The organism is Frigoribacterium faeni, from assembly GCF_007988805.1.
Classification (GTDB): domain Bacteria; phylum Actinomycetota; class Actinomycetes; order Actinomycetales; family Microbacteriaceae; genus Frigoribacterium; species Frigoribacterium faeni.
Genome location: NZ_BJUV01000040.1, coordinates 1 through 25,814 on the forward strand (window position 1 = coordinate 1; position 25,814 = coordinate 25,814).

At 72.7% G+C, this 25,814-nt stretch carries 15 protein-coding genes; 8 read left to right on the forward strand and 7 right to left on the reverse strand.

The window, feature by feature from the left end; genetic code table 11:
- Window positions 1-199: 199 nt before the first annotated feature.
- From FFA01_RS16350 to FFA01_RS14040, 4 genes are all read left to right on the forward strand, one after another.
- On the forward strand, window positions 200-1,870 hold the full coding sequence (locus FFA01_RS16350; protein ID WP_244289871.1) for a pyridoxal phosphate-dependent decarboxylase family protein: 1,671 nt from the start codon (window positions 200-202) through the stop codon (window positions 1,868-1,870).
- Window positions 1,867-3,576, forward strand: a complete 1,710-nt coding sequence (locus FFA01_RS14030; protein ID WP_146856812.1) for a lysine N(6)-hydroxylase/L-ornithine N(5)-oxygenase family protein — start codon at window positions 1,867-1,869, stop codon at window positions 3,574-3,576. The genes FFA01_RS16350 and FFA01_RS14030 overlap by 4 nt, the downstream gene beginning before the upstream one ends.
- Window positions 3,573-5,948: a GNAT family N-acetyltransferase gene (locus tag FFA01_RS14035; protein WP_146856813.1), complete on the forward strand. Its 2,376-nt coding sequence runs from the start codon at window positions 3,573-3,575 to the stop codon at window positions 5,946-5,948. The genes FFA01_RS14030 and FFA01_RS14035 overlap by 4 nt, the downstream gene beginning before the upstream one ends.
- A gap of 102 nt (window positions 5,949-6,050) precedes the next feature.
- On the forward strand, window positions 6,051-8,102 hold the full coding sequence (locus tag FFA01_RS14040; protein ID WP_146856814.1) for an acyltransferase family protein: 2,052 nt from the start codon (window positions 6,051-6,053) through the stop codon (window positions 8,100-8,102).
- Window positions 8,103-8,492: 390 nt separating this feature from the next.
- Here FFA01_RS14040 and FFA01_RS14045 read toward each other — a convergent pair whose 3' ends face one another.
- From FFA01_RS14045 to FFA01_RS14055, 3 genes are all read right to left on the reverse strand, one after another.
- The gene (locus FFA01_RS14045) at window positions 8,493-9,476 is read right to left on the reverse strand and encodes a magnesium and cobalt transport protein CorA (RefSeq protein WP_146856815.1); all 984 of its coding nucleotides are present in this window, start codon (window positions 9,474-9,476) and stop codon (window positions 8,493-8,495) included.
- 209 nt (window positions 9,477-9,685) lie between these two features.
- Window positions 9,686-11,209 carry a signal peptidase I gene (locus tag FFA01_RS14050; protein ID WP_146856816.1) on the reverse strand — a complete coding sequence of 508 codons (1,524 nt, stop codon included), beginning with the start codon at window positions 11,207-11,209 and terminating at the stop codon, window positions 9,686-9,688.
- Window positions 11,210-11,605: 396 nt separating this feature from the next.
- Window positions 11,606-12,205, reverse strand: a complete 600-nt coding sequence (locus tag FFA01_RS14055) for a hypothetical protein (RefSeq protein WP_146856817.1) — start codon at window positions 12,203-12,205, stop codon at window positions 11,606-11,608.
- Window positions 12,206-12,490: 285 nt separating this feature from the next.
- Between FFA01_RS14055 and FFA01_RS14060 the strand changes: the two genes are divergently transcribed.
- Both FFA01_RS14060 and FFA01_RS14065 read left to right on the forward strand, forming a co-directional pair.
- On the forward strand, window positions 12,491-12,997 hold the full coding sequence (locus FFA01_RS14060) for a MarR family winged helix-turn-helix transcriptional regulator (protein ID WP_146856818.1): 507 nt from the start codon (window positions 12,491-12,493) through the stop codon (window positions 12,995-12,997).
- A gap of 50 nt (window positions 12,998-13,047) precedes the next feature.
- On the forward strand, window positions 13,048-13,554 hold the full coding sequence (locus tag FFA01_RS14065) for a mycothiol transferase (RefSeq protein ID WP_146856819.1): 507 nt from the start codon (window positions 13,048-13,050) through the stop codon (window positions 13,552-13,554).
- Between the two features lie 68 nt (window positions 13,555-13,622).
- Here the strand turns inward: FFA01_RS14065 and FFA01_RS14070 are convergent, their stop codons facing one another.
- The 4 genes from FFA01_RS14070 to yczR form a co-directional block, all read right to left on the reverse strand.
- Window positions 13,623-14,873, reverse strand: coding sequence for a GDSL-type esterase/lipase family protein (locus FFA01_RS14070; protein WP_146856820.1), 1,251 nt, complete (start codon window positions 14,871-14,873; stop codon window positions 13,623-13,625).
- A gap of 195 nt (window positions 14,874-15,068) precedes the next feature.
- A complete protein-coding gene (locus FFA01_RS14075; RefSeq protein WP_146856821.1) occupies window positions 15,069-17,234 on the reverse strand; it encodes a DEAD/DEAH box helicase in 2,166 nt (721 codons plus the stop codon).
- Between the two features lie 682 nt (window positions 17,235-17,916).
- The gene (locus tag FFA01_RS14080) at window positions 17,917-21,036 is read right to left on the reverse strand and encodes an efflux RND transporter permease subunit (protein WP_146856822.1); all 3,120 of its coding nucleotides are present in this window, start codon (window positions 21,034-21,036) and stop codon (window positions 17,917-17,919) included.
- 167 nt (window positions 21,037-21,203) lie between these two features.
- Window positions 21,204-22,643 (reverse strand): MocR-like transcription factor YczR, encoded by a 1,440-nt coding sequence (gene yczR / locus FFA01_RS14085; protein ID WP_146856823.1) that lies wholly within the window; start codon window positions 22,641-22,643, stop codon window positions 21,204-21,206.
- 62 nt (window positions 22,644-22,705) lie between these two features.
- Here yczR and yczE point away from each other — a divergent pair, with 62 nt between their 5' ends.
- Together yczE and FFA01_RS14095 are read left to right on the forward strand one after the other, a co-directional pair.
- Complete coding sequence (yczE, locus tag FFA01_RS14090; protein ID WP_146856824.1) at window positions 22,706-23,347, forward strand: membrane protein YczE; 642 nt, start codon at window positions 22,706-22,708, stop codon at window positions 23,345-23,347.
- Window positions 23,348-23,491: 144 nt separating this feature from the next.
- Window positions 23,492-25,786 (forward strand): APC family permease, encoded by a 2,295-nt coding sequence (locus tag FFA01_RS14095; protein WP_244289872.1) that lies wholly within the window; start codon window positions 23,492-23,494, stop codon window positions 25,784-25,786.
- The last annotated feature ends 28 nt before the right edge of the window (window positions 25,787-25,814 follow it).

Genomic DNA, 25,814 nt, shown 5'->3' on the forward strand with positions numbered 1-25,814 from the left:
GGGGGGGGGGGGGGGAGGCGCGCGTCCCGCGGTCGCCCTTTCGGGGGACCTCGCCTGAACCCCTGATCATGAGCCCTTTTCATCATCGGCGCGCCGCAGCGCGGGACCCCGTGAATCGCTTGACACTTAGGTGAGGCTTACCTAACCTGGGCGGCGTCGTCAGAGAGTCTGGCGGCGACCACGCACCACCGGGAGCCCCGTGTCCGATCTGCTGTCCGCCTCCACCGCCGAGTCCTACGCCACCGAGACGACGGCCGTCGTCGACCGCCTCGCCCGCCGCTTCCGCACCACGCGACAACCCTTCTCGGGCGAGAGCCGCGCCGAGCTGCAGCGACTCGTCGACGCGGTCGACCTCGACGCCCCCGGCACCGGCACCGCGGACGCCCTCCGCGAGATCGACGAGCTCTTCGCCGCGAACGCCGTCTGGTTCCACGACCCGGCGTACCAGTCGCACCTCAACTGCCCCGTCGCCGTCCCGGCCGTCGCGGCCGAGGCGGTGCTCGCCGCGGTGAACCCGTCGGTCGACACCTACGACCAGTCGGCCGCCGGCACCCTCATGGAGCGCCGACTCGTCGACTGGACGGCCGGCCGCATCGGCTTCGACGCGGCCACCCGCGACGGGGTCTTCACGTCGGGCGGGACGCAGTCGAACCTGCACGCCCTCCTCCTCGCCCGCGAGCACGCGACCGCCCGAGCCCGCCACGAGAGCCACGCGAGCCACGAAGACGGCACGCGAGAACACGGGGCGCCGGCGAACGGGACGCCGTCAACGACGCCCCGAGCCGAGGAGGCGCGGCGCAGCTCCCCCACGCCCCCTCCCGGCACCGAGGAGGCGCGCCCCGCGACCGCCCGCCTCTCGCCTCCGCGCCCCCTCCCCCGGGTCGCGACGCTGCACGACCTCCACGCCCGCATGATCGTCCTCGCCACGGCCGAGAGCCACTTCAGCGTGCAGAAGTCGACGCGCCTGCTCGGTCTCGGCGACGACGCGGTGGTCACCGTCCCCACCGACGCGGCGGGCCGGATGCGCTCGGACGCGCTCGCGGTCGCCCTCGACGCGCTCGTCCAGGCCGGGCATCTGCCGATCGCCGTCGTGGCGACCGCCGGCACGACCGACCGCGGCTGCATCGACCCGCTCGCCGCCATCGCCGACGTCTGCGACCGCTCGGGCGTCTGGCTGCACGTCGACGCGGCCTACGGCGGCGGACTGCTCGTCTCGCCGACCCGACGGCACCTGCTCGACGGCATCGAGCGGGCACGGTCGGTGACCGTCGACTTCCACAAGACGTTCTTCCAGCCGGTGTCGTCGAGCGCGATCGTCGTCCGCGACGGCCGCGACCTCGATCCGGTGGCCTGGCACGCCGACTACCTCAACCCGCTCGCCGACCCCGAACCCAACCAGGTGTCGAAGTCGCTGCAGACCACCCGCCGCTTCGACGCGCTCAAGCTGTGGGCGACGCTCCGCGCGCTCGGCGCCGACGAGGTGGGCGCGATGGTCGACCGCGTCGTCGACCTCGCCGCCGAGGTGCACGCCGCCCTCCGCGACGACGACGAGTTCGACCTGCTCGCCGAGACGCAGCTCAGCACCGTGCTGTTCCGGTGGCAGCCCCGGCACGTCGACGACGCCACCGCCGACCGCCTCGTCCCGCTCGTCCGGCGCGTGCTCTTCGAGTCCGGGCGCGCGATCGTCGCCAAGACGGTGGTCGCCGGTCGACCCTGCCTGAAGCTCACGCTGCTGAACCCCGAGTCCACCCTCGCGGACGTGACGGGCGTGCTCGACCTGATCCGCGCCTCCTCGGCGGCCCTGCTCGAGAGCGACGACCTGACCGCCGCGACCGTTGCCGCCACCACGAGCGAGGGGGCGAACCGATGAGCCCCGCAGCCGCATCCGGCATCCCCGCCACGCGCACCCCCTCCGCCGACGCCCCCGCCGCGCGCACCCCCTCCGCCGACGCCCCCGCCGCGCGGACCGGCGGCGCCGGCCCGGTCCCCGAGCACGTCCACGACCTCCTGGGGATCGGCATCGGCCCATTCGGCCTGGGTCTCGCCGCGCTCACCGACCCGGTCGGCGACCTCGACGCGGTCTTCGTCGACGCCGCCGACGGCTTCCACTGGCACCCCGGGATGATGATCGAGGGCGCGACGATCCAGGTGCCGTTCCTCGCCGACCTCGTGACGATGGCCGACCCGACCTCGCGCTTCTCGTTCCTGTCGTTCCTCAAGGCGACCGGCCGGCTCTACGCCTTCTACATCCGCGAGAGCTTCTACCCGCTGCGCGCCGAGTACGACGCCTACTGCCGCTGGGTCGCCGATCAGCTCGACACGCTGCGCTGGGGCCGACGCGTGGTCGCCGTCACCGAGCTCGACGACGGCACCCTGCTGGTCGAGGCGGAGCGGGTGGGCGCCGACGAGCCGGACGCCGCCGAGCCCGGCACCGGCGCGCCTGCCGTCGCCGGGCCCGCCACCGACGCACGCGAGACCTGGCGCACCCGGCACGTCGTGCTCGGCATCGGCACCGAGCCGCGCCTCCCGGCCGCCGTCCGCGATCTCGACGGGCCGGTCGTGCACAGCGCCGACTACCTCGGCGAGCGCGACCGCCTGCGGTCCGCCGACTCGATCACGATCGTCGGCAGCGGGCAGTCGGCCGCCGAGATCTACCGCGATCTGCTCGACACCGTCCGAGGCGTCGGCGACGAGGGCCGAGGAGGCGCGACCTCCGACCCGGACGCGACCTCCGACCCGAGTGCGGGCTCCCTCGACCCGGTAACCACCCGAGAGGGTCACCGCCTCGACTGGGTCACGAGATCCCCCCGGTTCTTCCCGATGGAGTACACGAAGCTGACGCTCGAACTGACCAGCCCCGAGTACACCGACCACTTCCACGCCCTGCCCGCCGACGAGCGCGACCGGCTCGGGCGCGACCAGCGCAGCCTCTACAAGGGCATCAGCGGCGACCTGGTCGACGACATCCACGAGACGCTCTACCGACGCACCCTCGACGGTCCGCTCGACACGACTCTGCTGACCGAGACCGAGCTGGTCGCGGTCGACTGGCACGCCGAGCGCGGGGTGTTCACGCTGACGCTCCGGCACACCCAGCTCGGCACGACGATCGAACGCGAGACGGCGGCCCTCATGCTGGCCACCGGGTACGCGGCGCGCATCCCGGCGTTCCTCGAGCCGCTCGGCGACCTCGTCGCGCGCGACGGACGGGGCAGGCTGGCGGTCGGCCGCGACTACTCGATCGACGCCTCGGCCCGGGACGCCGGCCGTCGCCCGCGCCTCTTCGTCATGAACGCCGAGGAGCACACCCACGGCCTCACCGCCCCCGACCTCGGCTTCGCCGCCTGGCGCGCCTCGAGCATCCTCGCGTCGATCACGGGTCGCGAGGTCTACCCCGTCGAGCGCCGCACCGTCTTCCAGAGCTTCGGCCTGCCCGGCGACTCCCCGACGCCCGCGCCCGACGTCCCGCACCCCGGGACACCGCACCCCGCCGCCCCGCACCCGGGCACCCCGCAGCACCCCGCCGCCCCGCACGGCCGCACCCGCACCCGCACGACCGAGGAGGTCGCCCGATGAGCACCCTCTCCGCCCCACCGGAAGCCCCCGCCGAGGAGGCGCGGGTCGCGCCGTTCTCGCACCGCGCCTCCTGCGGTCTGGTCACCCTCGAGCCCTTCGACCCCGACCCGTTCGCGGTGCCGCTGCGCCGCTGGCTGTCGCACCCGGCGTCGTCGTCGTGGGGCATGGTCGGCGTGAGCTGCGACGACGTGCGCCGCTACGTCGCGGGCGTCGTCGCCGATCCGCACCAGGACGCCTGGCTCGGTCGGATCGACGGCGAGCCGATGTTCTTCGTCGAGACCTACGACCCGTCGCGGGTGCTGCTCTCCGAGGTGCACGACGCCGAGCCGGGCGACGTCGGCATGCACCTGCTCGTCGCGCCCGCGCCGCCACCCGACAGGCGGGTGCCCGGCCTGACCTCGGCGATCATGGCCGCCGTCGTGCGGTTCGTCTTCGACCGGCTCGACGCCCGGCGCATCGTGGTCGAGCCCGACGTCGACAACGTGCGCATCGCCGCGAAGAACGACGAGGTCGGGTTCCGCGTGCTGGGCGACGTCGACCTGCCCGGCAAGCGGGCCCGGCTCTCGGTGCTCACCCGCGACGACGCCGCGGCCGCGCACCTCGCGCCCGAGCCGATGGGCTGGGCCCACCGGCACCTGGTCGCCAAGTCGCTGTCGGAGTTCTCGCACGAGCGCATGATCGCCCCGCACGACGAGGGCGACGGCTGGTGGTCGCTGACCGTCGCCGGGTCGGCGGCGGCTCCCGGGGACGCGACCCGCGCCTCCTCGGACCGGCCGGTCGTGGTCTACCGGTTCCGGGCACGGCGGCACGAGCTCGAGCACTGGGTCGTCGACGAGCCGAGCGTCCGCCGTGAGATCTACGGCGAGCCCGCCGAGCTCGACGCGCTCGAGCTCGTCACCGAGCTGCAGGCGGACCTCGGCCTGCCCGACGAGCTGATGGCCACCTACCTCGAGGAGCTCTCCTCGACGCTCGCCAGCGCCGCCGCCAAGCGGCTGCGCGGCGGGCCGACCGCCGAGCAGCTGACGACGGCCGACTTCCAGACGATCGAGGGGGCGATGACCGAGGGTCACCCGGCGTTCGTCGCCGCGAACGGCCGCATCGGCTTCGGGCTCGACGAGTTCCGCGCCTACGCCCCCGAGGCGGCGGCGCCGATCCGGCTGATCTGGCTCGCGGCCCGTCGGACGCACACCCACCTCGCGCTCGGAGCCGGGCTCGACGAGCAGACCCTGCTCGGGGCCGAGCTCGGCGGGCCCGCCCTCGCCGCGTTCGCCGCGACGCTCGCGGCCAAGGGCCTCGACCCGGCGGAGTACCACTACCTGCCGGTGCACCCGTGGCAGTGGCAGCACCGCATCGCGATCACCTTCGCGGCCGACGTCGCCCGCCGCGACCTCGTCCTGCTCGGCGAGGGCGACGACGAGCACCAGGCGCAGCAGTCGATCCGCACGCTCGCGAACCGGTCGCACCCCGAGCGCGCGTACGTGAAGACCGCCCTCGCCATCCAGAACATGGGGTTCCTCCGCGGGCTCTCCCCGGCCTACATGCGTCCGACGCCCGCGATCAACGACTGGGTGGCGGAGCTGGTCGCCGGCGACGGGACCCTTCAGGAGGCGCGGTTCCGCATCCTGAGGGAGCGCGCCTCCATCGGCTACACCGGCGACGCCTACCACCGCACCGCGACCCCGTCGCCGCACCGCAAGATGATCGCGGCGCTCTGGCGTGAGAGCCCGGTGCCGATGGTCGCCCCGGGCGAGCGGCTCGCGACGATGGCGGCGCTGCTGCACCGCGACGGGGCGGGCGACGCGCTCGCGTCGGCCCTGGTGCGGGCGTCGGGCGTGCCCGCGACGGAGTGGGTGCGGTCGTACCTGCACGCCTACCTGCGGCCGATCGTGCACTGCCTGCGCGCCCACGACCTCGCGTTCATGCCGCACGGCGAGAACCTGATCCTGGTGCTCGAGGGATCCGTGCCCACGGCCGTGTTCATGAAGGACGTCGGCGAGGAGGTCGCCCTGCTCGCGTCCCGCGACGTGCCGGCGGCGGTCGAGCGGATCGTGCACCCCGTGAGCGACCGCGAGAAGGGGCTGGCCGTGTTCACCGACGTCTTCGACGGAGTCTTCCGCTACCTGGCGGCGATCCTGGACGACGACGGGGTGCTGCCCGCCCGCGAGTTCTGGCGGCTCGTCGGCGAGTGCGTCGACCGTCACGCCGACGAGCACCCCTGGCTGGGCGGTGCGCTCGACCTGCGCGTCGACCGGTTCGACCACTCGTGCCTCAACCGACTGCAGCTGCGCGACACCCGGCAGATGGTCGACCTGGCCGACCAGTCGTCGTCGCTGATCTACGCGGGGACGCTGGCGAACCCGATCGCGCGATGAGGAGGGGGCGGAGGCTGGGGCGGCGGATGCGCACGAGTCGAGCCCGCTCGGCGTGAGCCGCACGAGGATGACATACGTTATCCCTTCCCGTATCATCGACGGATGCTCGTGCCCGACCACCCCTCCTCGCGCGCCTCCGGACCGTCCCTCCGGCGTCGTGACATCCAGGGGCTGCGGGCCGTCGCCGTCCTGGCGGTGCTGCTCTTCCACCTCGGCGTGCCCGGGCTGGGCGGGGGCTACGTCGGCGTCGACGTCTTCTTCGTCGTCTCCGGCTTCCTGATCACGGGCAATCTGCTGCGGGAGCACGCCCGCCACGGTCGGGTGTCGCTGGCACGGTTCTGGGCGCGGCGGGTGGCCCGGCTCGCGCCTCCGGCGGTCCTCGTCGTCGTGGCGACCATCGCGGCGTGCGCCGTCTGGATGCCACCGCTGCTCCGGCCCTCGACCGCCCGCGACGCCGTCCTGGCGACGTTCGGCGTCGCCAACATCGACTTCGCCCGCGTCGGCACGCACTATCTCAGCTCGAGCGAGCCCTCGGTGTTCCAGCACTTCTGGTCGCTCGGCGTCGAGGAGCAGTTCTACCTGCTCTGGCCCGTGGCCCTCGTGCTGACGCTGGCGATCGCGGGGCGTCGACTGCTCGGCGTCGTCCTCGGGGTGGCGACCACCGCCTCCTTCGCGCTCTGCCTGTGGCTCGTGACCGTGTCGCAGCCGTGGGCCTTCTTCTCACTGCCGTCGCGGGCGTGGGAGCTCGGGGTCGGGGCGCTGCTCGCGGTGGCCGCGGGCCGGCTCGCCGACCTGCCCCGGGTCGCCGCGAGCGTCCTGGGGTGGCTCGGCCTCGGGGCGATCGCGGTCGCCGTCGTCGCGTTCGACGAGTCGACGGTGTTCCCGGGGGCCGCCGCGCTGCTCCCGGTGCTGGGGACGGCCGCGGTGATCGCGGCGGGGACCGGCACCGGGGTGCGCCGCGATGCGATGGGCCGCGGTGCGGTGGGCAGCGGCGCGGTCGATCGCCTGCTCTCGTGGCGGCCCCTCACGCGGATCGGCGACGTGTCGTATCCGCTCTACCTGTGGCACTGGCCGCTCCTGATCATCCCGGCCCTCGCGCTCGAACGCGACCTCCGGCCGATGGAGCTCGCCGCCGTGGCGATCGCCTCGTGCGCGCTGGCCGCACTCACCCACGTCACGCTCGAGCGTCGCCTGACGCCGCGGCTCGCACGTCGGCGTCCCCTGACGATGGCCGTGGCCGGCCTCGCCGCGGCGGCGGTCGTCGTGGGCCTCGCGAGCGCCGCGCTGACGAACCCGGTGCTGGCGACCGACGCCGTGGTCAAGGCCCCGACCGTCGACGACGTCCGCGCCGGGCCCGACGCGACCTCGGTGGTGCCGTCGAACCTCGCGCCGTCGCTCGCCGATGTGGGCGGGTCCATCCCCCCGATCTACGGCGACGGCTGCCACGCGGACTACCAGGTGGTCGAGGCGATCGGCTGCTCGTTCGGAGACCCCGCCGGCCCGACGACGGCGCTGCTCGGAGACTCGCACGCCGCCCACTGGTTCTCGCCGCTGCGGGAGCGGGCCGAGCGTCGCGGCGAGGAGCTCGTCGTCCATACGAAGCTGACCTGCCCGGTGGTCGACATCACGCTGGCGCACCCGCACGCGGCCCGCGACTACACGGAGTGCCGGCGCTGGCGCGACGACGTCGTGGCCACGCTCAACGAGTCGCCGGTCGACACGGTCGTCGTGTCGCACGCCGTCGGCGGATACCGCCTGCTGACCAGGACGCCCGACGACTTCGAGCGCGAGTGGACGGCCGCGATCGAGCGCCTCGTCGACGCGCTGCCCGACTCGACCCGGGTGGTGGTGCTGGGCGACACGCCCCGCTGGCCCGAGCGTCCCGCGCTGTGCCTGTCGATCCATCTCGACGACGCCGGGGCGTGCTCGGCACCCATCGAGTCGCTCGTCGACGACGGCGCTCAGGCCGCGGACCGCGCCGGGGCCGGGCGCGCCGGGGCGACCTGGGTCCCGACGATCGACTGGATGTGCACCGAGACCTGCTCGCCGGTGATCTGGAACGCGCTCGGCTACCGCGACACGAACCACCTGACCGACGACTTCGCGCGGGTGCTCGGGCCGCGGCTCGACGAGGCGCTCGACGCCGCCCGCTGAGCGGGCGCGAGCGCCCGCTCGCACGCTCGCCCGCACGCCCGCACGCTCGTACGCTCGTACGCTCGTAAGCCCACAGGATCGAGTGGTCAGAAGATGCTCTTCCCCTCGCGTCGAAGAGCATCTTCGGACCACTCGATCTCGTGCGAGCAAGGGCGACGCGTCGCTTTCGCGCGAACACGCGAGTGGTCGGGCGACCCCTCGAGCTCGCTCCGACGTGAGCGTTCGCGTCCGTCGCGACCCGCGCCTCCTCGGCTCCCGCCCCTGCGCGCACGCTCGCACGCACGCACGCCCTCTCGTACGCTCGTACGCCCACAGGATCGAGTGGTCAGAAGATGCTCTTTCTCTCGCGTCGAAGAGCATCTTCGGACCACTCGATCTCGTGCGAGCGCGCTAGAGCCAGCGCTTGAGGCGGAACGCCCCGAACAGCCCTCCCGCGATGACCACCATGAGCCCGAGCGCGAACGGGTAGCCCCAGGCCCAGTGCAGCTCGGGCATGACGTCGAAGTTCATGCCGTAGATCGCGCCCACGAGCGTCGGGGCGAAGAGGATGGCGGCCCAGGCCGAGATGCGCTTGGTGACCTCGTTCTGGTCCTGGGCGACGAGGGTCGCGTTCAGCGCCAGGGCGTTCTGCAGCACCGCGCGGAACGTGTCCGCGCGGTCGACGACGCGGATCACGTGGTCCTGCACGTCGCGGAGGCGCCGCTCGAGCTCGGTGCCGACCCGGTACTTCTCGCTGCCGCGCAGCAGTCCGTCGAGCATGGCGATCAACGGCCGCGAGGCCTTCTGGAAGTCCGCGACCTCGCCGAACAGCTCGTAGATGCGGCGCGAGACGCCGGGCTCCCCGGCGAACAGCTGCTGCTCGATCTCGTCGATGTCGTTCTCGAGACCGTCGATCACCGGCTTGTACGCGTCGACGACGGCGTCGAGCAGGGCCCAGAGCATCGCCTGCGGGCCGGCGCCGAGCAGGTCGGGCTTCGATCGCAGCCGCCCGACGCTGCGACTGACGTGCCGAGCGTCGATGTGGGCGACGTGGTTGATGCCGACGAAGAAGTTCTCGCCGACGAAGCCGTGGATCTCGCCGAACGCCACCGTCTCCTCGTCGTCGAGGTACACCGCCGGCCGCACGACGACGAACAGCGTCGACCCGTAGCGCTCGAGTTTGGCCCGCTGGTGGCCCGAGCCGGCGTCCTCGACCGCGAGCTCGTGCAGGTCGAACTGGCGGGCCAGCGAGGCGAGCTCGTCGGCGTCTGGCTCGGACAGCACGACCCACGCCGTCCCGCCGGTCTCGGCGAGGGCCGTGTACGTGTCGTCGAGGGACTCGGGCGACACGTGCAGGCGGCCGTCGACGTAGACGTCGTTGATCTGGAGAGGCATGAGACGAGTGTCCCAGAGCCGCGCCGCAGCGCCGCACCCGCCGCCGCCCCTCAGTCGCACCCGCCGCCGCCCCCGCCGCCCCGCGAAGAACCCCGTTCACGAAGAAGAACCCCGCGAAGACAGGGTTCATCGTCGCAGACGGGGTTCATGGCTGAGGGCCGGCCGACCAGGAGGCGCGGCCCGGCCGAGCAGGAGGCCTGCGCCCCGAGTCAGTGCCCGGCGGCGTATCGCGACTGCACGGCGGACGCGGTCTGGGCGCTGTTGTTGTAGATCGTGGTGCCGTCGACCTGACCGGCGAAGAAGCTGCTCGTCGGGGCGTTGGTGTAGCCGCTCAGCGGGGCGTAGCCGACGCGCCAGTAGCCCGTGGCCGTCTGCGCGGTCTTCGACGTGCTGTCCGAGATCACCGCGGTGCCGTCGACGTAGATGACGACTCCGTTCGTGCTCGACAGCGTGGCGACGACGTGGTGCCAGGCGCCGTCGTTGTACGACGCGGAGGTCGTCGTGGCCTTGACCGTCGAGCTGGTCGGGCGGACGCCGAGCACGAGCTTGCCCGCGTTGGTCATGTAGAGGGCGCGGTCGGCGGTGCTCGTCGTGCCGGTCTGCGCGGCGGTGAAGCCGGCGAGCGCGCCGCCGCGGGTCGTCGTGGTCTTGAACCAGGTCTCGACCGTGAACGACGCCTGCCCCGTGAGGTTCACGGCGGTCGTCACCTGGCCGGTCGCCCCGTCGAGCGCGAGCGACGGGCTGTCGTTCACGGCGCACGAGCCGCCGACGAAGGAGGCGCCCGCGGTGAGCGTGCCGACCCGGCCGAACGAGCTGCCGTCCGCCGTGGTCGTGCCGGAGGTCTCGTTGTACGGGAACCCGTACGAGGTCTGGTCGTTGTACGTGTCCTTGAGGCAGTCGTAGCTCGACGTGGCCGAGTAGCTCGACGACGGGTTCGACACCGGGGCCGAGTAGGCGGCGCCGGCTCCCCCGCTGACGACGAGCGTCACGGCGAGGCCGGAGGCGATGCCGACCAGGGCGAGCGTGCCGGCGGCACCGCGGAGGCGACGGAGGCGACGCTCACGACGGCGGGCGGCCCGACGGGTGGCGGCCGGGGTCTGCGGGGCGGCGGTGCCGTCGGAGGCGACCCGCGCCTCCTCGGCGGCCTCGCGCAGCAGGTAGCGGTCGAGACGCGACGTGACGACGAGCAGCATGAGGACGCTGCCGGCCAGGATGAGGTGGCCGTACTGCTGGTTCGCGGCCCAGACGAAGGGGGTGCCGAGGTACGGCACGCGGAGGAATCCGACGCCGACGACGGCGCTGCGCTCGATGGGGGTCGAGTCGGCCGAGGGGTTGGCGTCGCCCTTCGTGACGATGGAGGTGCCGGTCCCGTTGTCGAGGTAGCGGTGCAGACGCAGGTGGTCGGCGTGGTCCGGGTCCTGGAAGAGCAGCACCTGGCCGCGGTGGACCTGGTCGGCGGAGACGGGCTTCGCCACGACGATGTCGCCGGGGTGGATGCGCGGCTCCATGCTCCCGGTCATGACCGTGGTCGGCGTCCAGCCGATGATGGCGGGGAGCGCGGCCCAGAGCAGCAGGCCGATCAGCGTCGCGAGGACGGTGCGCGAGAAGGTGCCGACGACGAGGCGGAACCAGTGGCCCCCGTCACCGAACGACCGAGAGGCGCCTCGCGGGATCGTGATCGACGCCGTCGCGGTCGCCCGTGCGGGCTTCAGCTTCAGGTCGATCGTGCTCACGGGGCGCCTCTGTCGGGGGGTGTGTCGGGTGGTGGGGCAGGTGCGGGTAGCGGTTCGTGCTGGGGCGGGTCGTGCAGACGGCGGTGGGTGACGCCGGTGATGCGATGCACGGCGGTTCGGGCCGCCGTGCGGGTGATGCGGTTCACACGGCGGTTCGGGCCGCCGTGCGGTGATGCGATCAACACAGCGGTTCGGGCCGCCGTGCGGGTGATGCGGTGGTGCTTCTCCGTGGCGGTTCGGGCCGCGTGGAGGGGAGAGGGCCCCGGCGGTTCACGCCGCCGGGGCCGGGCTCGCTCCGACCGGTTCGGGGTGTCGGGGCGAGGATCCCCTGCGCCGACCCACAGGGGGGAGAGCGGCCGGCGAGGGGAGCCGTGACGAGCTGCGTCGAGCTCGGGATCAGCTGTTCTGGGCCTCCCAGGTGAGGCCGAGGGAGGCGGTGCCGCCCTGCGTCGTGTTGGGGGCCGCCGAGTTCACGGTGTAGGTGACCTGGTAGACGCGGGTCTCGGAGGCGGTGCCCGTGGGGGCCCAGTTGCCGACGCCGTTCGAGAAGTTGGTCGCGCTGGTGCCGAAGTTGGCCAGCGTGCCGGAGTAGAGCGACGAGCCGGACGACAGGGCCGTGAAGCCGGTGCAGGTGCCGAAGCCGCCGCCCGTGCCCTGGACGACGCTGAGCGTGATGTTCGAGGCGAGGTTGTTCGTGGTCGCGGCGCCCGTGCCGTAGAGCTTGACGGTCGAGGCGAGCGAGCCGGTCGAGGTGACGGCGATGCAGTTGGTGCCCGTCGAGCCCGGCTTGAGGTTCGAGGCCGTGAACAGCGCGGTGTTGTTGTCGTCGTCCGCGAGGGCGACGCTGCCCGCGGTCCAGTTGCTGGTGGGGTTGACCGTGGTCGAGGAGAACGCCGAGTAGGAGGCCTGCGAGACGACGACGCCGCTGGCGACGAGGGCGGCGGGGATGGCGATCCAGGCGGCGAGGCGGGCCATGCGGGGGGTGGGACGGGACATCGTGTTCTCCAAGCGGTCGGGGTGGTCGTGTGTATGAGGTCTGGGGGAGAAACTCTCTGTTTTCGAGTAGTTCGTTTCTCAAGTGGTACGACAATCAAGTTACTTGTGCAGCGAGATGCCCGCAAGCAGCACGAGGGCCCCAGAGAGGGGGGTATCTTGATCACCGAGATACTTGTTGAATGAGCGAGTGGCACGGATGCCACGTTTCCCCTGCAAGGAGCGCAGCCCCCTGAACGCCACCCCGATCCCGGTCCTCCCGACCGGCCCGACGAGCAGCTCGTGCCGATGACCGACGTCTCGCCGCAGCCCGCGCCCGGCCCGTCTCCGTTGCTCGACGCCGGCGGTCAGGTCGACGTGACGGCGGCGATCTCGGCGTTCGGACGTCTGGAGCAGAGCAACACCGCGGTGATCAAGCTCGTCGCCTCGCAGCTCGGCCTCGGCGTGACGGACATCCGGGCGCTGGTGTACCTCTCCAGCCACACCGAGGTGACGCCGAAGTCGCTCACCGAGCACGTCGACCTCTCGACCGGCGCCACGACGAGCCTGATCGACCGGCTCGACACCGCCGGCTACGTCCGTCGCGTCGCGCACCCGACCGACCGGCGCAGCACTCTCCTCGAGCTCGCGCCGCTCGGTCGGACGGCCGTCGCCGACGTGACGCAGTTCTACCGCGTCGCGTTCCGCGAGGCCCTCGACCCGCGCTTCCTCGACTTCGTGGCCGCCGCGCTGAACTCGCTCAGCGACTCGTTGCGCAACCGCTCCGGCTCCGGCCTGGACGACGTCGCCTCCTGATCCCGCGTCGCACCCGGGCGGCACCCCGGCGACACCCGTAGCCTGACGGCATGACCCCGTCAGACGTCCTCATCGAAGCCTTCGACCGCCTCCCCGCCATCGCCTCCCGCGCCGTCCAGGGACTGACCGTCGACGAGCTCGCCTGGCGCCCGGACGCCGAAGCGAACACGATCGCCTGGCTGGTCTGGCACACGGCCCGCGGTCAGGACGTGCAGATCGCCGATCTCGCCGCCAGCGAGCAGATCTGGACGGCCGACGGCTGGGTCGAGTCGTTCGCCCTGCCCTTCGCCCCCGGCGAGATGGGCTACGGACAGGACCCGGCCGCGGTCGGCGACGTGCGGGTCGAGGCCGAGCTGCTGATCGGCTACCTCGAGGCCGTGACCCTGCGCACCCGCGGGTACCTCGACGACCTCGACGCGGCGTCGTACGACGACGTGGTCGACGAGGCGTGGGAGCCCCCGGTCACCGCCGGGGCGCGCCTCGTCAGCATCCTCGGCGACTGCAGCCAGCACCTGGGCCAGGCCTCGTACGTCCGCGGGCTGTTCGATCGGCGCTGATCGCCGCTGATCTCCACTGCTCGCGGTTGATCGACGCTGACCCACGCTGATCGCCGGGCCCGCGGTCGTCACGCGGCCGGGAGCTCGCTCTCCACGCCGTCGAGACGCTCGCCGCCGTCGGCCCAGAGCTGCTGCTGGATCGACATCGCCAGGTCGCGCAGCAGGTCGACGTCGATCGAGGCGGGGTCGCGGGGCTCGGTGTCGAACACGCAGAGGGCCCCGATCCGCACGCCGTCCGGCGACTCGACCGGGTACCCGGCGTAGAAGCGGAGCGGCGACCCGGGCAGCAGGGTCTCGCCCGACGGCGAGCTGCTCACCACGTGGGCGCGGGACGCCCGGATCGTGGTCCGGCAGATCGACTCCGCGAGCGGGATCTCGAGCAGCGGCTGGCCCGATCGGGCGACGTTCCGCTGCCGGTCGTCGTCGAGCACGGTGAACGCCGCCGACGCCGTGCCGAACAGGGACCGCGCGTGTTCGACGACGCGGTCGAGCCGGACGTCGGAGCCGGAGCCGAGGAGGCGCAGGGCCGTCTCGTCCGCCAGTCGCCTCTCGACGGCCTGCGGCTGCATGCGCGCCGCGCGGCTCGGCGCCAGTCCGCGATCGGCCTCCTCGGCGTGCCGGGTCAGGAGCAGGGACAGCGGCGACGCCACGGCGTGGGCGTACGCGCGGTAGAAGTCGGTGCTGCGGTGGTCGTCGGCGGCGATCTCGTGCTCGACCTCGGGAGGCGCCACGTAGCTGGTGAGCTGCTGCTCGGCGAGGACCGCGCGGGTCACGGTGTTGAGGTGCGCGGCCCACCGGTCGGCGAGGCCGCCCACGGCGACGTCGAGCCCGGGCGCCGAGCTGAGCGGCTGGATGCCCACGACGACGAGCTCCGTGGACGCGGAGGCGACCTGCTCGATCGTCTCGACCAGCGCCTCCACGGCCTGTCGCCACCGGCGTTCGGGGATCAGACGCGCGGCGTCGGCCACGCCGATCACGACGACGACGGCGTCGTGCGAGGTGAGGTCGCGGGTGCGCAGCTGCGCGTTGAGAGCCTCGATGGTGACGCCGGGGACGGCCGCCACGTCGACGAGCGAGCCGCGACCCGTCGCGACGGAGAGCGCCCGGGCCAGCTGCCCGGGCAGGGCGAGATCGTGGCTCCGCACGCCCCAGCCGACGGCGGCTCCCCCGCCGGCGACGAGCACGCGGTCGTGGTCCGTGCCGGACGAGTGCACCTGGGGCGCCCCGGTCGGACGCGGCAGCACGGCCTCCAGCTCGGCCACCGGGCGGATCCTCGCGCGCAGGAACGGCGCGGCGACGGCGCGGACTGCTGCACCCACGGTGCCTCCGGTGTCTCTACTCGATGCGGGGCCCCGGGTCGACGACCGGTGAGGCGCGGGCGAGAGTCAACCGTACGAGGTCGTGCGGACCGGACGCCATCCCCCGACGTGGGGTGGACGACACGTGGCGCTTAAGCGACGGAGCCGAGGAGGCGCGGTACTCGACCCGCGCCTCCTCGGCTCCTGAGGCGGTCGCTAGACCGTCGCGGCGGCGAGCTCGTCGATCAGACGGTCGCCGGGGCGCGCGTCGATCATCTCGGCCTCGATCTCGGCGCGGTCGAGCAGCTCCTCCATGCGGCGGCGGCGGGGGCGCGTGATCAGCGTCACGACGGTGCCCTGCTTGCCGGCGCGGCCGGTGCGGCCCGAGCGGTGCATGTAGGTCTTGTACTCGTCGGGCATGTCGGCCTGCACCACGAGGGTGATGTCGTCGACGTGGATGCCGCGGGCGGCGACGTCCGTGGCGACGAGCACGTTGACCCGGCCGCTGGTGAGCAGCTGCAGGTTGCGGGTGCGGCGGGCCTGGTTGAGGTCGCCGTGCAGGCTGGTCGAGCGGATGCCCGCGTCCTCGAGCTGGTCGGCGAGCTGCTCGGCGAAGGCACGGGTGCGGGCGAAGACCAGGGTCTTGCCCTCGCCCGAGGCGAGCTGCTCGATGACGGCGGTCTTGTCGCGCTGCTCGATGACGAGCACGCGGTGGTCGATGGTGGCGCTGGCCTGGTCCTCGCCGGCGACCTCGTGCACGGCCGGGTTCACGAGGAACTCGTCGACGAGCTTCGCGACGCCCTTGTCGAGGGTGGCGCTGAAGAGCAGCTTCTGGGCGCGGTCGCCGTTCGGCTTGACGTCCGCGGTCTCGCGGATGATGCGCTGCACCGGCTCGAGGAACCCGAGGTCGCACATGTGGTCGGCCTCGTCGAGCACGGTGATCGCGACCTCGCTGAGGTCGAGCCGGCCCTGGTCGATGAGGTCCTCGATGCGGCCGGGGGTGCCGATCACGATGTCGACGCCGCGGTTGAGCGCGCCGACCTGGCGGGCCTGGGGCACGCCGCCGTAGATCTGCGTGGTGAAGAGACCGACCGAGCGGGCGATCGGCTGCACGGTGCGGTCGATCTGCATGGCGAGCTCACGGGTCGGCGCGAGGATGAGCGCACGCGGACGGCGGCCCATCTTGCGGTTCTTCCCGCCGTTGTTCTCCATGAGCTTCTCGACGAGCGGGGCGCCGAAGGCGATGGTCTTGCCCGAGCCGGTGCGGCCGCGGCCGAGGACGTCCTTGCCGGCGATGACGTCGGGGATCGTCGCCGCCTGGATCGCGAACGGCGCCGCAGCGCCCATCGCGGCCAGCTGACGCTCGATGTTGTCGCCGAGACCCAGGTCGCCGAAGCTGACGCCCTCGACGTCGGCCGCGGTGACGACCTCGGCCTGCAGCTTCTCGAGCTTCACATCGTCCTCGGGCGTGTAGCGGGTGTCCGCGTCGCGCTTCGGGTAGAAGTCGCTCGTGCGGTCGCTGCGGGGGGCGCGGTCGCTGCGGTCGCTGCGGTCGTTGCGGTCGAAGCTGCGGGGGGCGCGGTCGCTGCGGGTCGGGCGCTCGCTGCGGTCGAAGCTGCGGGGGGCGCGGTCGTCGCGGTCGTAGCTGCGGGGCGCGCGGTCGTCGCGGTCGAACGACCGGGCGGGGCGGTCGGTGCGGTCGAACGAGCGAGGGGCGCGGTCGTCGCGACCGGCACCACGGGCGTCGCGGTCGTAACCACGGGCGGGGCGGTCGGTTCGGTCGTTGCGGTCGAAGGAACGAGGCGCACGGTCGTCGCGACCGGCACCACGGGCGTCGCGGTCGTATCCACGAGCCGGGCGGTCGGTGCGGTCGAAGGAACGAGGAGCGCGGTCGTCGCGACCGGCGCCACGCGTGTCGCGGTCGTAGCCACGAGCCGGGCGGTCGTTGCGGTCGTTGCGGTCGAACGAACGGGGCGCACGGTCGTCGCGACCGGCACCGCGGGTGTCGCGGTCGTAACCGCGGGTCGGACGGTCGTCGCGACCGGCGCGGGCGGCTTCGCGGCCGCCGTCGCGGCCCCAGCCGCGGGCGGCGTCACGGCCGCCGTCGCGGCCTCGCTCGCCGTTGCGGGCGTCGTGGTCGCGAGGGGCGAACCGGCTGTTGCCGGTCTTCTCGCGCGGCTCCCAGTTGGGGCGGCCGGCGCCGGCGCCACGGGGGGCGTCGCCTCGGCGCTCGGAGCGGGCGTCGGCGTTCCAGCGCTGCTTGCGCTCGGGGGCGCCGGCCTCGTCGGCGCGGTGGCCGCGGTGCTTGGCGCTCTTGGAGCCGGCCTTGCGGGGGCCGTCGGTGTTCTTGGCGCGCGAGGGCGTCTTGTCGTAAGGGGGCATGATGACTTTCCGGGCTTGCGGATGACGCGAAGAAATACCCGGGCAGCCTTTGACCAGGACCGTTCACAATCGTGAATTCATCCCACCGAGATCCGGCGGGAATCCGGCCCACAAGACTTACAAACCCTCATGCGCACCCCCGCCGTGTCGGACGGGCGGTGCAGTCGCGCCACAGGCGCGGTGTCTTGAGCCGACCGGACCACGATACCCGACCCGTGCGCTGACCGAAAGCCCCCTCTACACCTGTTCTGCGGTTCCCGGTGCGAGACGCCGGCCCCGTCCGCTCCGAGAGGCACGCGGTCTCGCGGTGCGAGCGCGCCATGCCGCCGCCGCACCGAGGGCCCCCCAGCGCGCCCAAGCCGACCATCGCGCGACCCTCGGCACGCCGGACCCGACCACCGCGCAACCCTGCAGCGCGCCGAACCCGACCACCGGCAACCCTGCAGCGCGCCGAACCCGACCTCCGGGCAGCCCTGCAGCGCGCCGAACCCGACCACCGGGCAGCCCCCTGGCGCGCCGAACCCGACCGAACGCCCGACAGGAGGCGCCGAAACGCGCTCCGCGCCAGAGATCCGGACACGAAGTGTCGCGATTTGCACACGCAGCAGCGGCAGCAGCAGCAGGGCCGGCGCAGCCGCGCAGCGCCAGCTGCGCACCGCCCGCCGCGCGGCCCCGCCTGCCGCTACGCGCGCTCCGCCTTGCGGGCCGCCCGGCGCTCCCGCGCGCCCTCGACGAGGTAGTACAGCACCGGCAGCACCACGAGGGTCAGCACCGTCGAGGACACGAGCCCGCCGATCACGACGATGGCGAGCGGCTGCGAGATGAAGCCGCCGTGTCCGGTGATGCCGAGGGCCATCGGCAGCAGCGCGAAGATCGTCGCCGTGGCCGTCATGAGGATCGGCCGCAGACGACGCGAGGCACCCTCGAGCAGCGCCTCGCGCACGGGCAGACCCCTGGTGCGGTACTGGTTCACGAGGTCGATCAGCACGATGGCGTTCGTCACCACGATGCCCACCAGCATCAGCACGCCGATCAGCGACGCGACGCCGAGCGGGATGCCCGAGGCGATCTGCAGCAGGATGGCGCCGGTCGCCGCGAACGGGATCGACACCAGCAGGAGGAACGGCTGCAGCAGGCTGCGGAACGTCGCAACCATGACGATGTAGACGATGAGGATCGCGATCAGCACGGCGAGGCCGAGCTGCGAGAAGGCGTTGGCCTGGTCGGCCGTGACCCCGCCGATCTCGGTGTCGGCGCCGGCCGGCAGGTCGAGTCCGGCCAGGGCGTCGGTGACCTCGGTGCTGGCCGACGAGAGGTCGTCGCTCGACGGGGTGACGGTCACCGTCGCCGTGCGGACGGCGTCGGAGGTCGTGACCGAGGTGGGCCCGGTGGTCTGCTCGATCGTGGCGATCGAGTCGAGCCGCACGGGACCGGTCGGACCGGGGATCTCGACGGCCTTCAGCTCGTCGAGGTTCGCCGGCGGGTTCGGGGCGACCGTGTAGACGTCGATCGAGCTGTCGTCGATCTCGATCGAGCCGACCTGGAGGGGCTGCACCGCCTGCGACACGATGGCGCCCACGGCGACCTCGCTGAGGCCGAGGGTGGCGGCCTCGTCTCGATCGATCTGCACTCCGATGATGGGCTGGGCCGACGCGAGGTTCGAGCTCGCCTCGGCCGTGCCGGGCAGGTCCTGGACCGTCGACAGCACCGTGTCGGTCGCCGTCTGCAGGGTGTCGGGGTCGGGCGCCGAGACGTCGATCGAGATGTCGTTGCTCGTGCCGAACCCGCTCGAGGCGGTCACCTCGATGTCGCCCACGTCGGTGATGTCGGCGAGACGGTCGCGGACATCGGCCTGCAGGGCGTCCTGGTCGGCGCTCTCGTCGGTCGTGATCGAGTACGTGACGGTGCTGTCGCCGGAGCCGCCGAAGAAGCTCGAGATCGAGGTGCCGCTGGACCCGATGGTCAGCTGCACGGTCTCGATGCCGTCGACCCCCTCGAGCGCCGTCTCGACCCGGGTCGCGGCGTCCGACTGCGCGTCGAGGCTCGTGGCCGGTGCGAGCGTCTGGGTCACGCTGAAGGTGTTCTGCCCGCTCGCGCCCAGGAAGTTCGTCTTCATGAAGGGCACGGCCGCGGCCGTCCCACCCAGCACGAGCACGGCCACGATGATCGTGACGACCGGTCGACGCAGCGTGCCGCGCAGCACCGGGACGTACGCGCGACGCAGACGGTCGAGCGGCGCGGCCGAGGTGGGGTCGGAGGCGCGGGTCGTCAGCGACTCCTCCGCGGCGACGTCGGACCCGCTCTCGACGGACCCGGCGTGCTTGTGCGCCTTCGGGGCCCGCAGGAACCAGTAGGCGAGCACGGGCACGATCGTCAGGGCGACGAAGAGCGACGCGATCAGCGCGATGGTGACCGTCAGCGCGAACGGCCGGAAGAGCTCTCCGGTGATGTTGCCCACGAAGGCCAGGGGCAGGAACACGACGACGGTCGTGACGGTCGAGGCGGTGATCGCCCCGGCCACCTCGCGGACGCCGACGGTGATCGCCTGCAGCCGGTCGGCGCCCGCGGTCAGGTGGCGCTTGATGTTCTCGATGACGACGATCGAGTCGTCGACGACCCGCCCGATCGCGATCGTGAGGGCGCCGAGCGTGAGGATGTTGAGCGTGTAGCCCGACGCCTGCAGGCCGATGAAGGTGATCAGCACGCTGGTCGGGATGCTGATGGCCGTCACGATGGTCGACCGGATCGACAGCAGGAAGACCAGGATGACGATCACGGCGAAGACGAGACCGAGCAGCCCCTCCTCGGCGAGGGAGTCGATCGACTGCTGGATGAACGGCGCCTGGTCGAAGACGACGGTCAGGTCGACGCCGTCGCCGAGGTCGGTCGCGAGGCCGGGGATCGCGTCGCGCACGGTCTCGGACACGTCGACGGTGTTCGCGTCGAGGGTCTTGGTCACGGCGACGGTCAGGGCCGGTTCGCCGTTCACCCGGCTGATCGAGGTGACCGGCGCCGAGGTCAGCGCCACGTCGGCGACGTCGTCGATCGTCACGGCCGAGGTGCCGCCGAGCAGCGGCAGGGCGGCGACCTGGTCGGCGCTGGTCAGCCGCTCGCCGGCCTGGATCGACAGGGTCTGGCCGTCCTGGGTGATGGTGCCGCCGGGGATCAGCTGCCCGTTGGCGTCGAGGGCGTCCTGGAACGCCGCGGTGGTCAGCCCGGCCGCCGCGAGCGCGTCGCGGTCGGGGGTGATGGTGACGCGCTGTCCGGCGTCGCCGTAGATCGAGGCCTCGCGCACGCCGTCGAGCTTCTGCAGGTCGGGCACGGTCGTGTTCGTCAGGCGGTCGACGAGCTGCTGCGCGCCGGCGTCGTCGTAGCCGGTGACGGCGATCTGGATGATCGGGAGGTCGTCGAGGCTGCCCGTCACGACCTGCGTGTCGACGGCGTCGGGCAGCGACAGCCGGTTGATCGCCGACTGGATCTTCTGCTCGGCGTTGTCGAGGTCGGTGCCGTAGGTGAACTCGGCCGACACGGTGCTGGTCGAGGTGCTCGACGTCGCCGTGGTGCCCTCGAGGCCCGGGATGATCTGCACCGCCTGCTCGATCGGCGTCGAGACGTCGTCGTTCACCACCTCGGGGGTGGCGCCCGGGTACGAGCTGACGATCGCGATCTGCGGGAACTGCACGTTGGGCGCGAGCTCCTGCTTGAGCGAGGTGAGCGCGACCCCGCCGAAGACGGCGACGACGATGGTGACGAGGGCGATCAGCGCGCGGTTGCGGAGGCTGAAGACGGACAGCAGATGCACGGGACTCCGGTGGTGAGGAGGAGAGCGAGGGAGGCGCGGTGCACGACGTGCACCGCGCCTCCCATTGTCACCACCCTCTCTGGGAACTGGCGGCGGCTTCGTACCTGCTGTGCAGAACCCGAGACCCCGGACTCCCGGGGAGGACCGAGGAGGCGCGGGTCGCCTCCCTAGACGACCTCGGCCAGCAGCGGCGAGGCCGGCGCCTGCACCCCGTCCACTCCGGCCCAGGCGGCGCGCAGCGCGGCGAGCGCCCGGTCGGTCTCGTCGTCGCCGTACGAGAACGGCACGCGGAGGAATCGCTCGAACGCCCCGTCGACGCCGAACACCGGCCCGGCGGCGAGCAGCAGCCCCTCGCGCCGGGCGGCGAGCGTCAGCTGCGAGCTGACCGGGGCGCCGAGCCCCACCCAGGTGCTGAGCCCGCCCGCGGGCGACGGGACGTCCCAGGAGGGGAACGCGGTGCGCAGGCCGGTCACGACGCGGTCGCGACCCCGCCTCAGGTGGGCGGCCCGCGCCTCCAGAACGCGGTCGAGGTCGCCGAGCAGCTCGGCCACGACCAGCTGCTCGAGCACGGGCGTACCGAGGTCGCCGGCCGAGCGGGCCCGCACGAGGCGGTCGACGAGGGGGCGGTCGGCGCGGATCCAGCCGATCCGCAGGCCACCCCAGAGGGATTTGCCGACCGATCCGATCGAGACCGCGCGTCCGTAGGCGGCCATCGGCAGCGGGCGCTCGAGGACGGGGTCGATCGCGAGCTCGCCCATCGTCTCGTCGACGATCACGACCGTGCCCTCGGCCGCGGCCGCCTCGAGCACGCGCACGCGCTGATCGGCCGGCATCGTCGCCCCGGTGGGGTTGTGGAAGTCGGGCATCAGGTAGGCGACCGGCGGGCTCGTGCGCCGCAGCGTCTGCATCAGAGCGGGCTCGTCCCACCCGTCGGCGACCGTCACGCTGATCGGCACGAGCCGTGCGCCGGCGACCCGCAGCGCCTCGAACGCGTGGGGATAGCCGGGGGCCTCGACGACGGCGCGGTCGCCCCGCCCCACGAGCACCCGCGCGAGCAGCGCGATGGCGTGCTGCGCCCCGAGCGTGACGACGATCTGGTCGGCGCTCGTCTCGAGCCCCCGCCGCCGGTACCGTTCGGCGATCGCCTCGCGCAGCACGGGCCGTCCGATCTGGTCGTAGCCGGAGTCGCCCAGGTAGGCGCCCAGGCGACCCGCGGCGCGCTGGGCGGCCTCGGCGATGCCGTCCGCGGCGGGCAGGGCCGCCTTGGTCAGGTCGAGCAGCCCCTCGGCGGTCGCGGGCCGGGGCAGGGAGGCGCGGGTCGGCAGGCGCACGACGCTGCCGCTCCCCCGGACGCTGTCGACGTGCCCCGAGTCGCGCAGGGCCGCGTAGGCGGCGGCGACGGTCGTCCGGCTGACGCCGAGGTGCGCGCAGAGGTCGCGTTCCGACGGCAGCCGGGTGCCCACGGGCAGCCGACCGTCGAGCACGAGCAGGCGGATGCGGTCGGCGAGCGCCAGATACCCCGGAGCCGAGGAGGCGCGCCACGAGTCGAGCAGCACCCCCAGCGCCCGAGACGAGACAGTGGTGGCACCGTGGTCGAGGTTGCTCATCGTGCCACCCTAGGCCGATTGGACTCTTGCCACCAGGCCACCTGGCCGATTGGATCGACGTCATGCTCCTCTCGCGTCGCCTCCTCCAGCTCTTCGTCGGACTGTTCGCCTACGGGTTCGCCATCTCGCTCATGGTCCGTGCGGGCATCGGAGTCGCGCCGTGGGACGTCCTGTCGCAGGGGCTCGCGAAGCACACCGGGATGAGCTTCGGCCTGATCACGTTCCTCACCAGCCTCGTGGTGCTGCTGCTCTGGATCCCGCTCAAGCAGCGGCCGCGCTTCGGCACGGTCGCCAACACGCTCTCGATCGGCCCGGTGGCCGACCTCGGCCTGCGGGTGCTGCCGCAGCAGACCGAGTGGTGGGCGCAGGGCCTCACCTTCGCCGGGGGTCTGCTCCTGCTGGCGGTCGCCAGCGGCCTCTACATCGGGGCCGACTTCGGGCCGGGCCCGCGCGACGGGCTCATGCTCGGGCTGCACCGGCGGCTCGGCTGGCGGGTGGGCGTCGCCCGCACGTCGATCGAGCTGACGGTGCTGGCGGCGGGCTGGCTGCTCGGCGGGCAGGTCGGCATCGGCACGGCGGCCGAGGCCCTGCTGATCGGGCCGCTCGTGGGGGTGACGCTGCCCCTGTTCGCGCGCCGCGCCTCCTCGGCTCCGGCCTCCCCCTCTCTCGCCGCCGCGACGCGTCCCGACATGCCGCGCGTGTAGCGGAACCGGCGGCCGGCGGCGCCCACTCGGCGCCTCACCCCTCCCCACCGGTACGAGACGGTTCGGATCCCCCGGCCCTGACCGGGAATAAACCCGGCCCGGGTGAAGTTGACAGCCCCTCGGCACGGAGTAGAGTCGCCGCTCGTGACCAACGACACCCGGTCGCCGAAGCGGTGGCTGATCGGCGAACCGCTGCCCTCCGAGAAGCTCGAGGGGCAGCTCCTCCCGAAGCACCTCGCGCTGCCGATCTTCGCCAGCGACCCGCTGAGCTCCGTGGCCTACGCGCCGCAAGAGCTGCTGATGATCCTGCTGATCGGCGGGCTCGGGTTCCTGACGCTCGCGCCGTGGGTCGCGGTGGCCGTGGTCGTGCTGCTGCTGGTCGTGGTCGCGTCGTACCGCCAGCTGATCAAGGCCTACCCCTCGGGAGGCGGCGACTACGAGGTCGCGCACCGGAACCTGGGCGAGAAGGCCGGCCTGGTCGTCGCGTCCGCCCTGCTGGTCGACTACGTGATGACCGTCGCGGTCTCGGTCGCGTCGGGCGTCGACAACATCATCTCGGCGGTGCCCGAGCTCGCGCCGATCCGGGTGGAGCTGGCGATCTTCTTCGTCATCGTCCTCGCCGCCGTGAACCTCCGCGGGGTGCGCGAGTCGAGCAAGGCGTTCGCCGTGCCGACCTACCTGTTCGTGTCGAGCGTGTTCGTCATGATCGTGATCGCCCTGGTGCGGACCGCCCTGGGCGACCCGCCGGTGGCCGAGAGCGCCGAGTACACGGTGCAGGCCGACCAGCTGACCCAGGCCGCGTTCATCCTGCTGCTGCTCCGCGCGTTCTCGAGCGGCTGCTCGGCGCTGACGGGCGTCGAGGCGATCGCGAACGGCGTCCCCGCCTTCCGCCGCCCGAAGGTGCAGAACGCTCAGAAGACCCTCGTGCTGATGGGCAGCATCGCGATCGTCCTGTTCGCCGGTCTCGTCGCCGTCGCGCTGATCGCCAAGGTGCACTACGCCGAGGACGCCTGCGACCTGCAGGGGTTCGTCGACTGCGTGGGCACACCCCAGCGGAGCCTGATCGCCCAGATCGCCGCGGCGGTGTTCGGCGGATCGCTGTTCGGGATCCCGTTCTACGTCATCCAGGCGTGCACCGCGGCCGTGCTGCTGCTGGCCGCCAACACGGCCTTCAACGGGTTCCCGCTGCTGGGCTCGATCCTGGCGCGCGACCAGTACGCGCCCAAGGCGCTCAACACGCGCGGCGACCGGCTGATCTACTCGAACGGCGTGCTCGTGCTGGCGCTGGTGGCCTGCGCCATCCTGCTCGTCTATCAGGCGAGCGTCACGGGACTGATCCAGCTCTACATCATCGGCGTCTTCGTGTCGTTCACGCTCGGGCAGACCGGCATGGTCGTGCACTGGACGCGGATGCTGCGCGAGGGCTGCGCGGATCGCGGCGCCGTCTACCGCGCCCGGGGCATCAACGCGTTCGGCGCCCTGCTGACGGCGTCGGTGCTGATCGTCGTCACCGTGACGAAGTTCACCCACGGCGCGTGGCTGGTGTTCGTCATCATGCCCATCCTGTTCGTGCTGATGCTCGGCGTGAACCGCTACTACCGTGACGTCCGGGTCGAGATCGAGCCCGACACCACGACGCAGTTCGGTTCGCACGGCGACCACGCGATCGTGCTGGTCGGCACGATGCAGAAGCCGGTGCTCAAGGCGCTCGACTACGCGATCGCCGCACGGCACGAGTCGCTCGAGGCCGTCCACGTCGGCATCGACGACGAGGCGACGGCCCTGCTGCAGCAGCAGTGGGCCGAGCACGACATCGAGGTGCCGCTGCGCATCGTGCCATCGCCGTATCGCGACATCAGCGTGCCGCTGATCAAGTACATCAAGGCGCACCGTGAGGAGCACGGCAGCGAGGTCGTCACCGTCTACACGCCGATCTACATCGTGGGTCACTGGTGGGAGGCGCTGCTGCACAACCACAAGAGCCGCCGCATCCGTCAGCGACTGATGCTCGTGCACGGTGTGACGATCGCGCTGGTGCCGTGGCTGCTCGACTCGTCCGAGGTGCTCTACGGGCGCCGGTCGCGTCCGGTGCCCGGGCAGGACCGCCGAGGCGAGCCGATCAGGCCGCGTCCGGTGCAGCGTCGACCGCTCGAGCCCGCCGGGGTGCGCGGCGGTGCCGGTGCCGGTGCGGCCGGGTCTGCCGGTGCGGCTGGTGGTGCGCTCGGTGCCGACGCCGGCCCCGACGGCCGGGCGCAGGCGGCGGTCGAAGGAGGCGTGGTGCAGCGGGGTCTCGACGCGCAGCCCTCGAAGCCGGGTCCGAAGCAGACCCCGAGGGCCCCCGGTTCGGCGAAGGGCAACCGCGGTGGCGGTGCCGCCGCGCGCAAGGCCCGCTCGGCCGCCCGCAACTCGACCGGCGGCTCCCCCCGCAAGAAGAAGTAGCCCCGCCCCGCCCCGCCTCGCCTCGCCT

Excerpts from the sequence above, each read along its gene's own strand:
- FFA01_RS14030 (WP_146856812.1), top strand. The coding sequence starts at position 1,867 with ATGAGCCCCGCAGCCGCATCCGGCATCCCCGCCACGCGCACCCCCTCC.
- FFA01_RS14040 (WP_146856814.1), top strand. The coding sequence starts at position 6,051 with ATGCTCGTGCCCGACCACCCCTCCTCGCGCGCCTCCGGACCGTCCCTC.
- yczE (WP_146856824.1), top strand. The coding sequence starts at position 22,706 with ATGCTCCTCTCGCGTCGCCTCCTCCAGCTCTTCGTCGGACTGTTCGCC.
- FFA01_RS14060 (WP_146856818.1), top strand. The coding sequence starts at position 12,491 with ATGACCGACGTCTCGCCGCAGCCCGCGCCCGGCCCGTCTCCGTTGCTC.
- FFA01_RS14045 (WP_146856815.1), bottom strand. The coding sequence starts at position 9,476 with ATGCCTCTCCAGATCAACGACGTCTACGTCGACGGCCGCCTGCACGTG.
- FFA01_RS14055 (WP_146856817.1), bottom strand. The coding sequence starts at position 12,205 with ATGTCCCGTCCCACCCCCCGCATGGCCCGCCTCGCCGCCTGGATCGCC.
- yczR (WP_146856823.1), bottom strand. The coding sequence starts at position 22,643 with ATGAGCAACCTCGACCACGGTGCCACCACTGTCTCGTCTCGGGCGCTG.
- FFA01_RS14065 (WP_146856819.1), top strand. The coding sequence starts at position 13,048 with ATGACCCCGTCAGACGTCCTCATCGAAGCCTTCGACCGCCTCCCCGCC.
- FFA01_RS14035 (WP_146856813.1), top strand. The coding sequence starts at position 3,573 with ATGAGCACCCTCTCCGCCCCACCGGAAGCCCCCGCCGAGGAGGCGCGG.
- FFA01_RS14075 (WP_146856821.1), bottom strand. The coding sequence starts at position 17,234 with ATGCCCCCTTACGACAAGACGCCCTCGCGCGCCAAGAACACCGACGGC.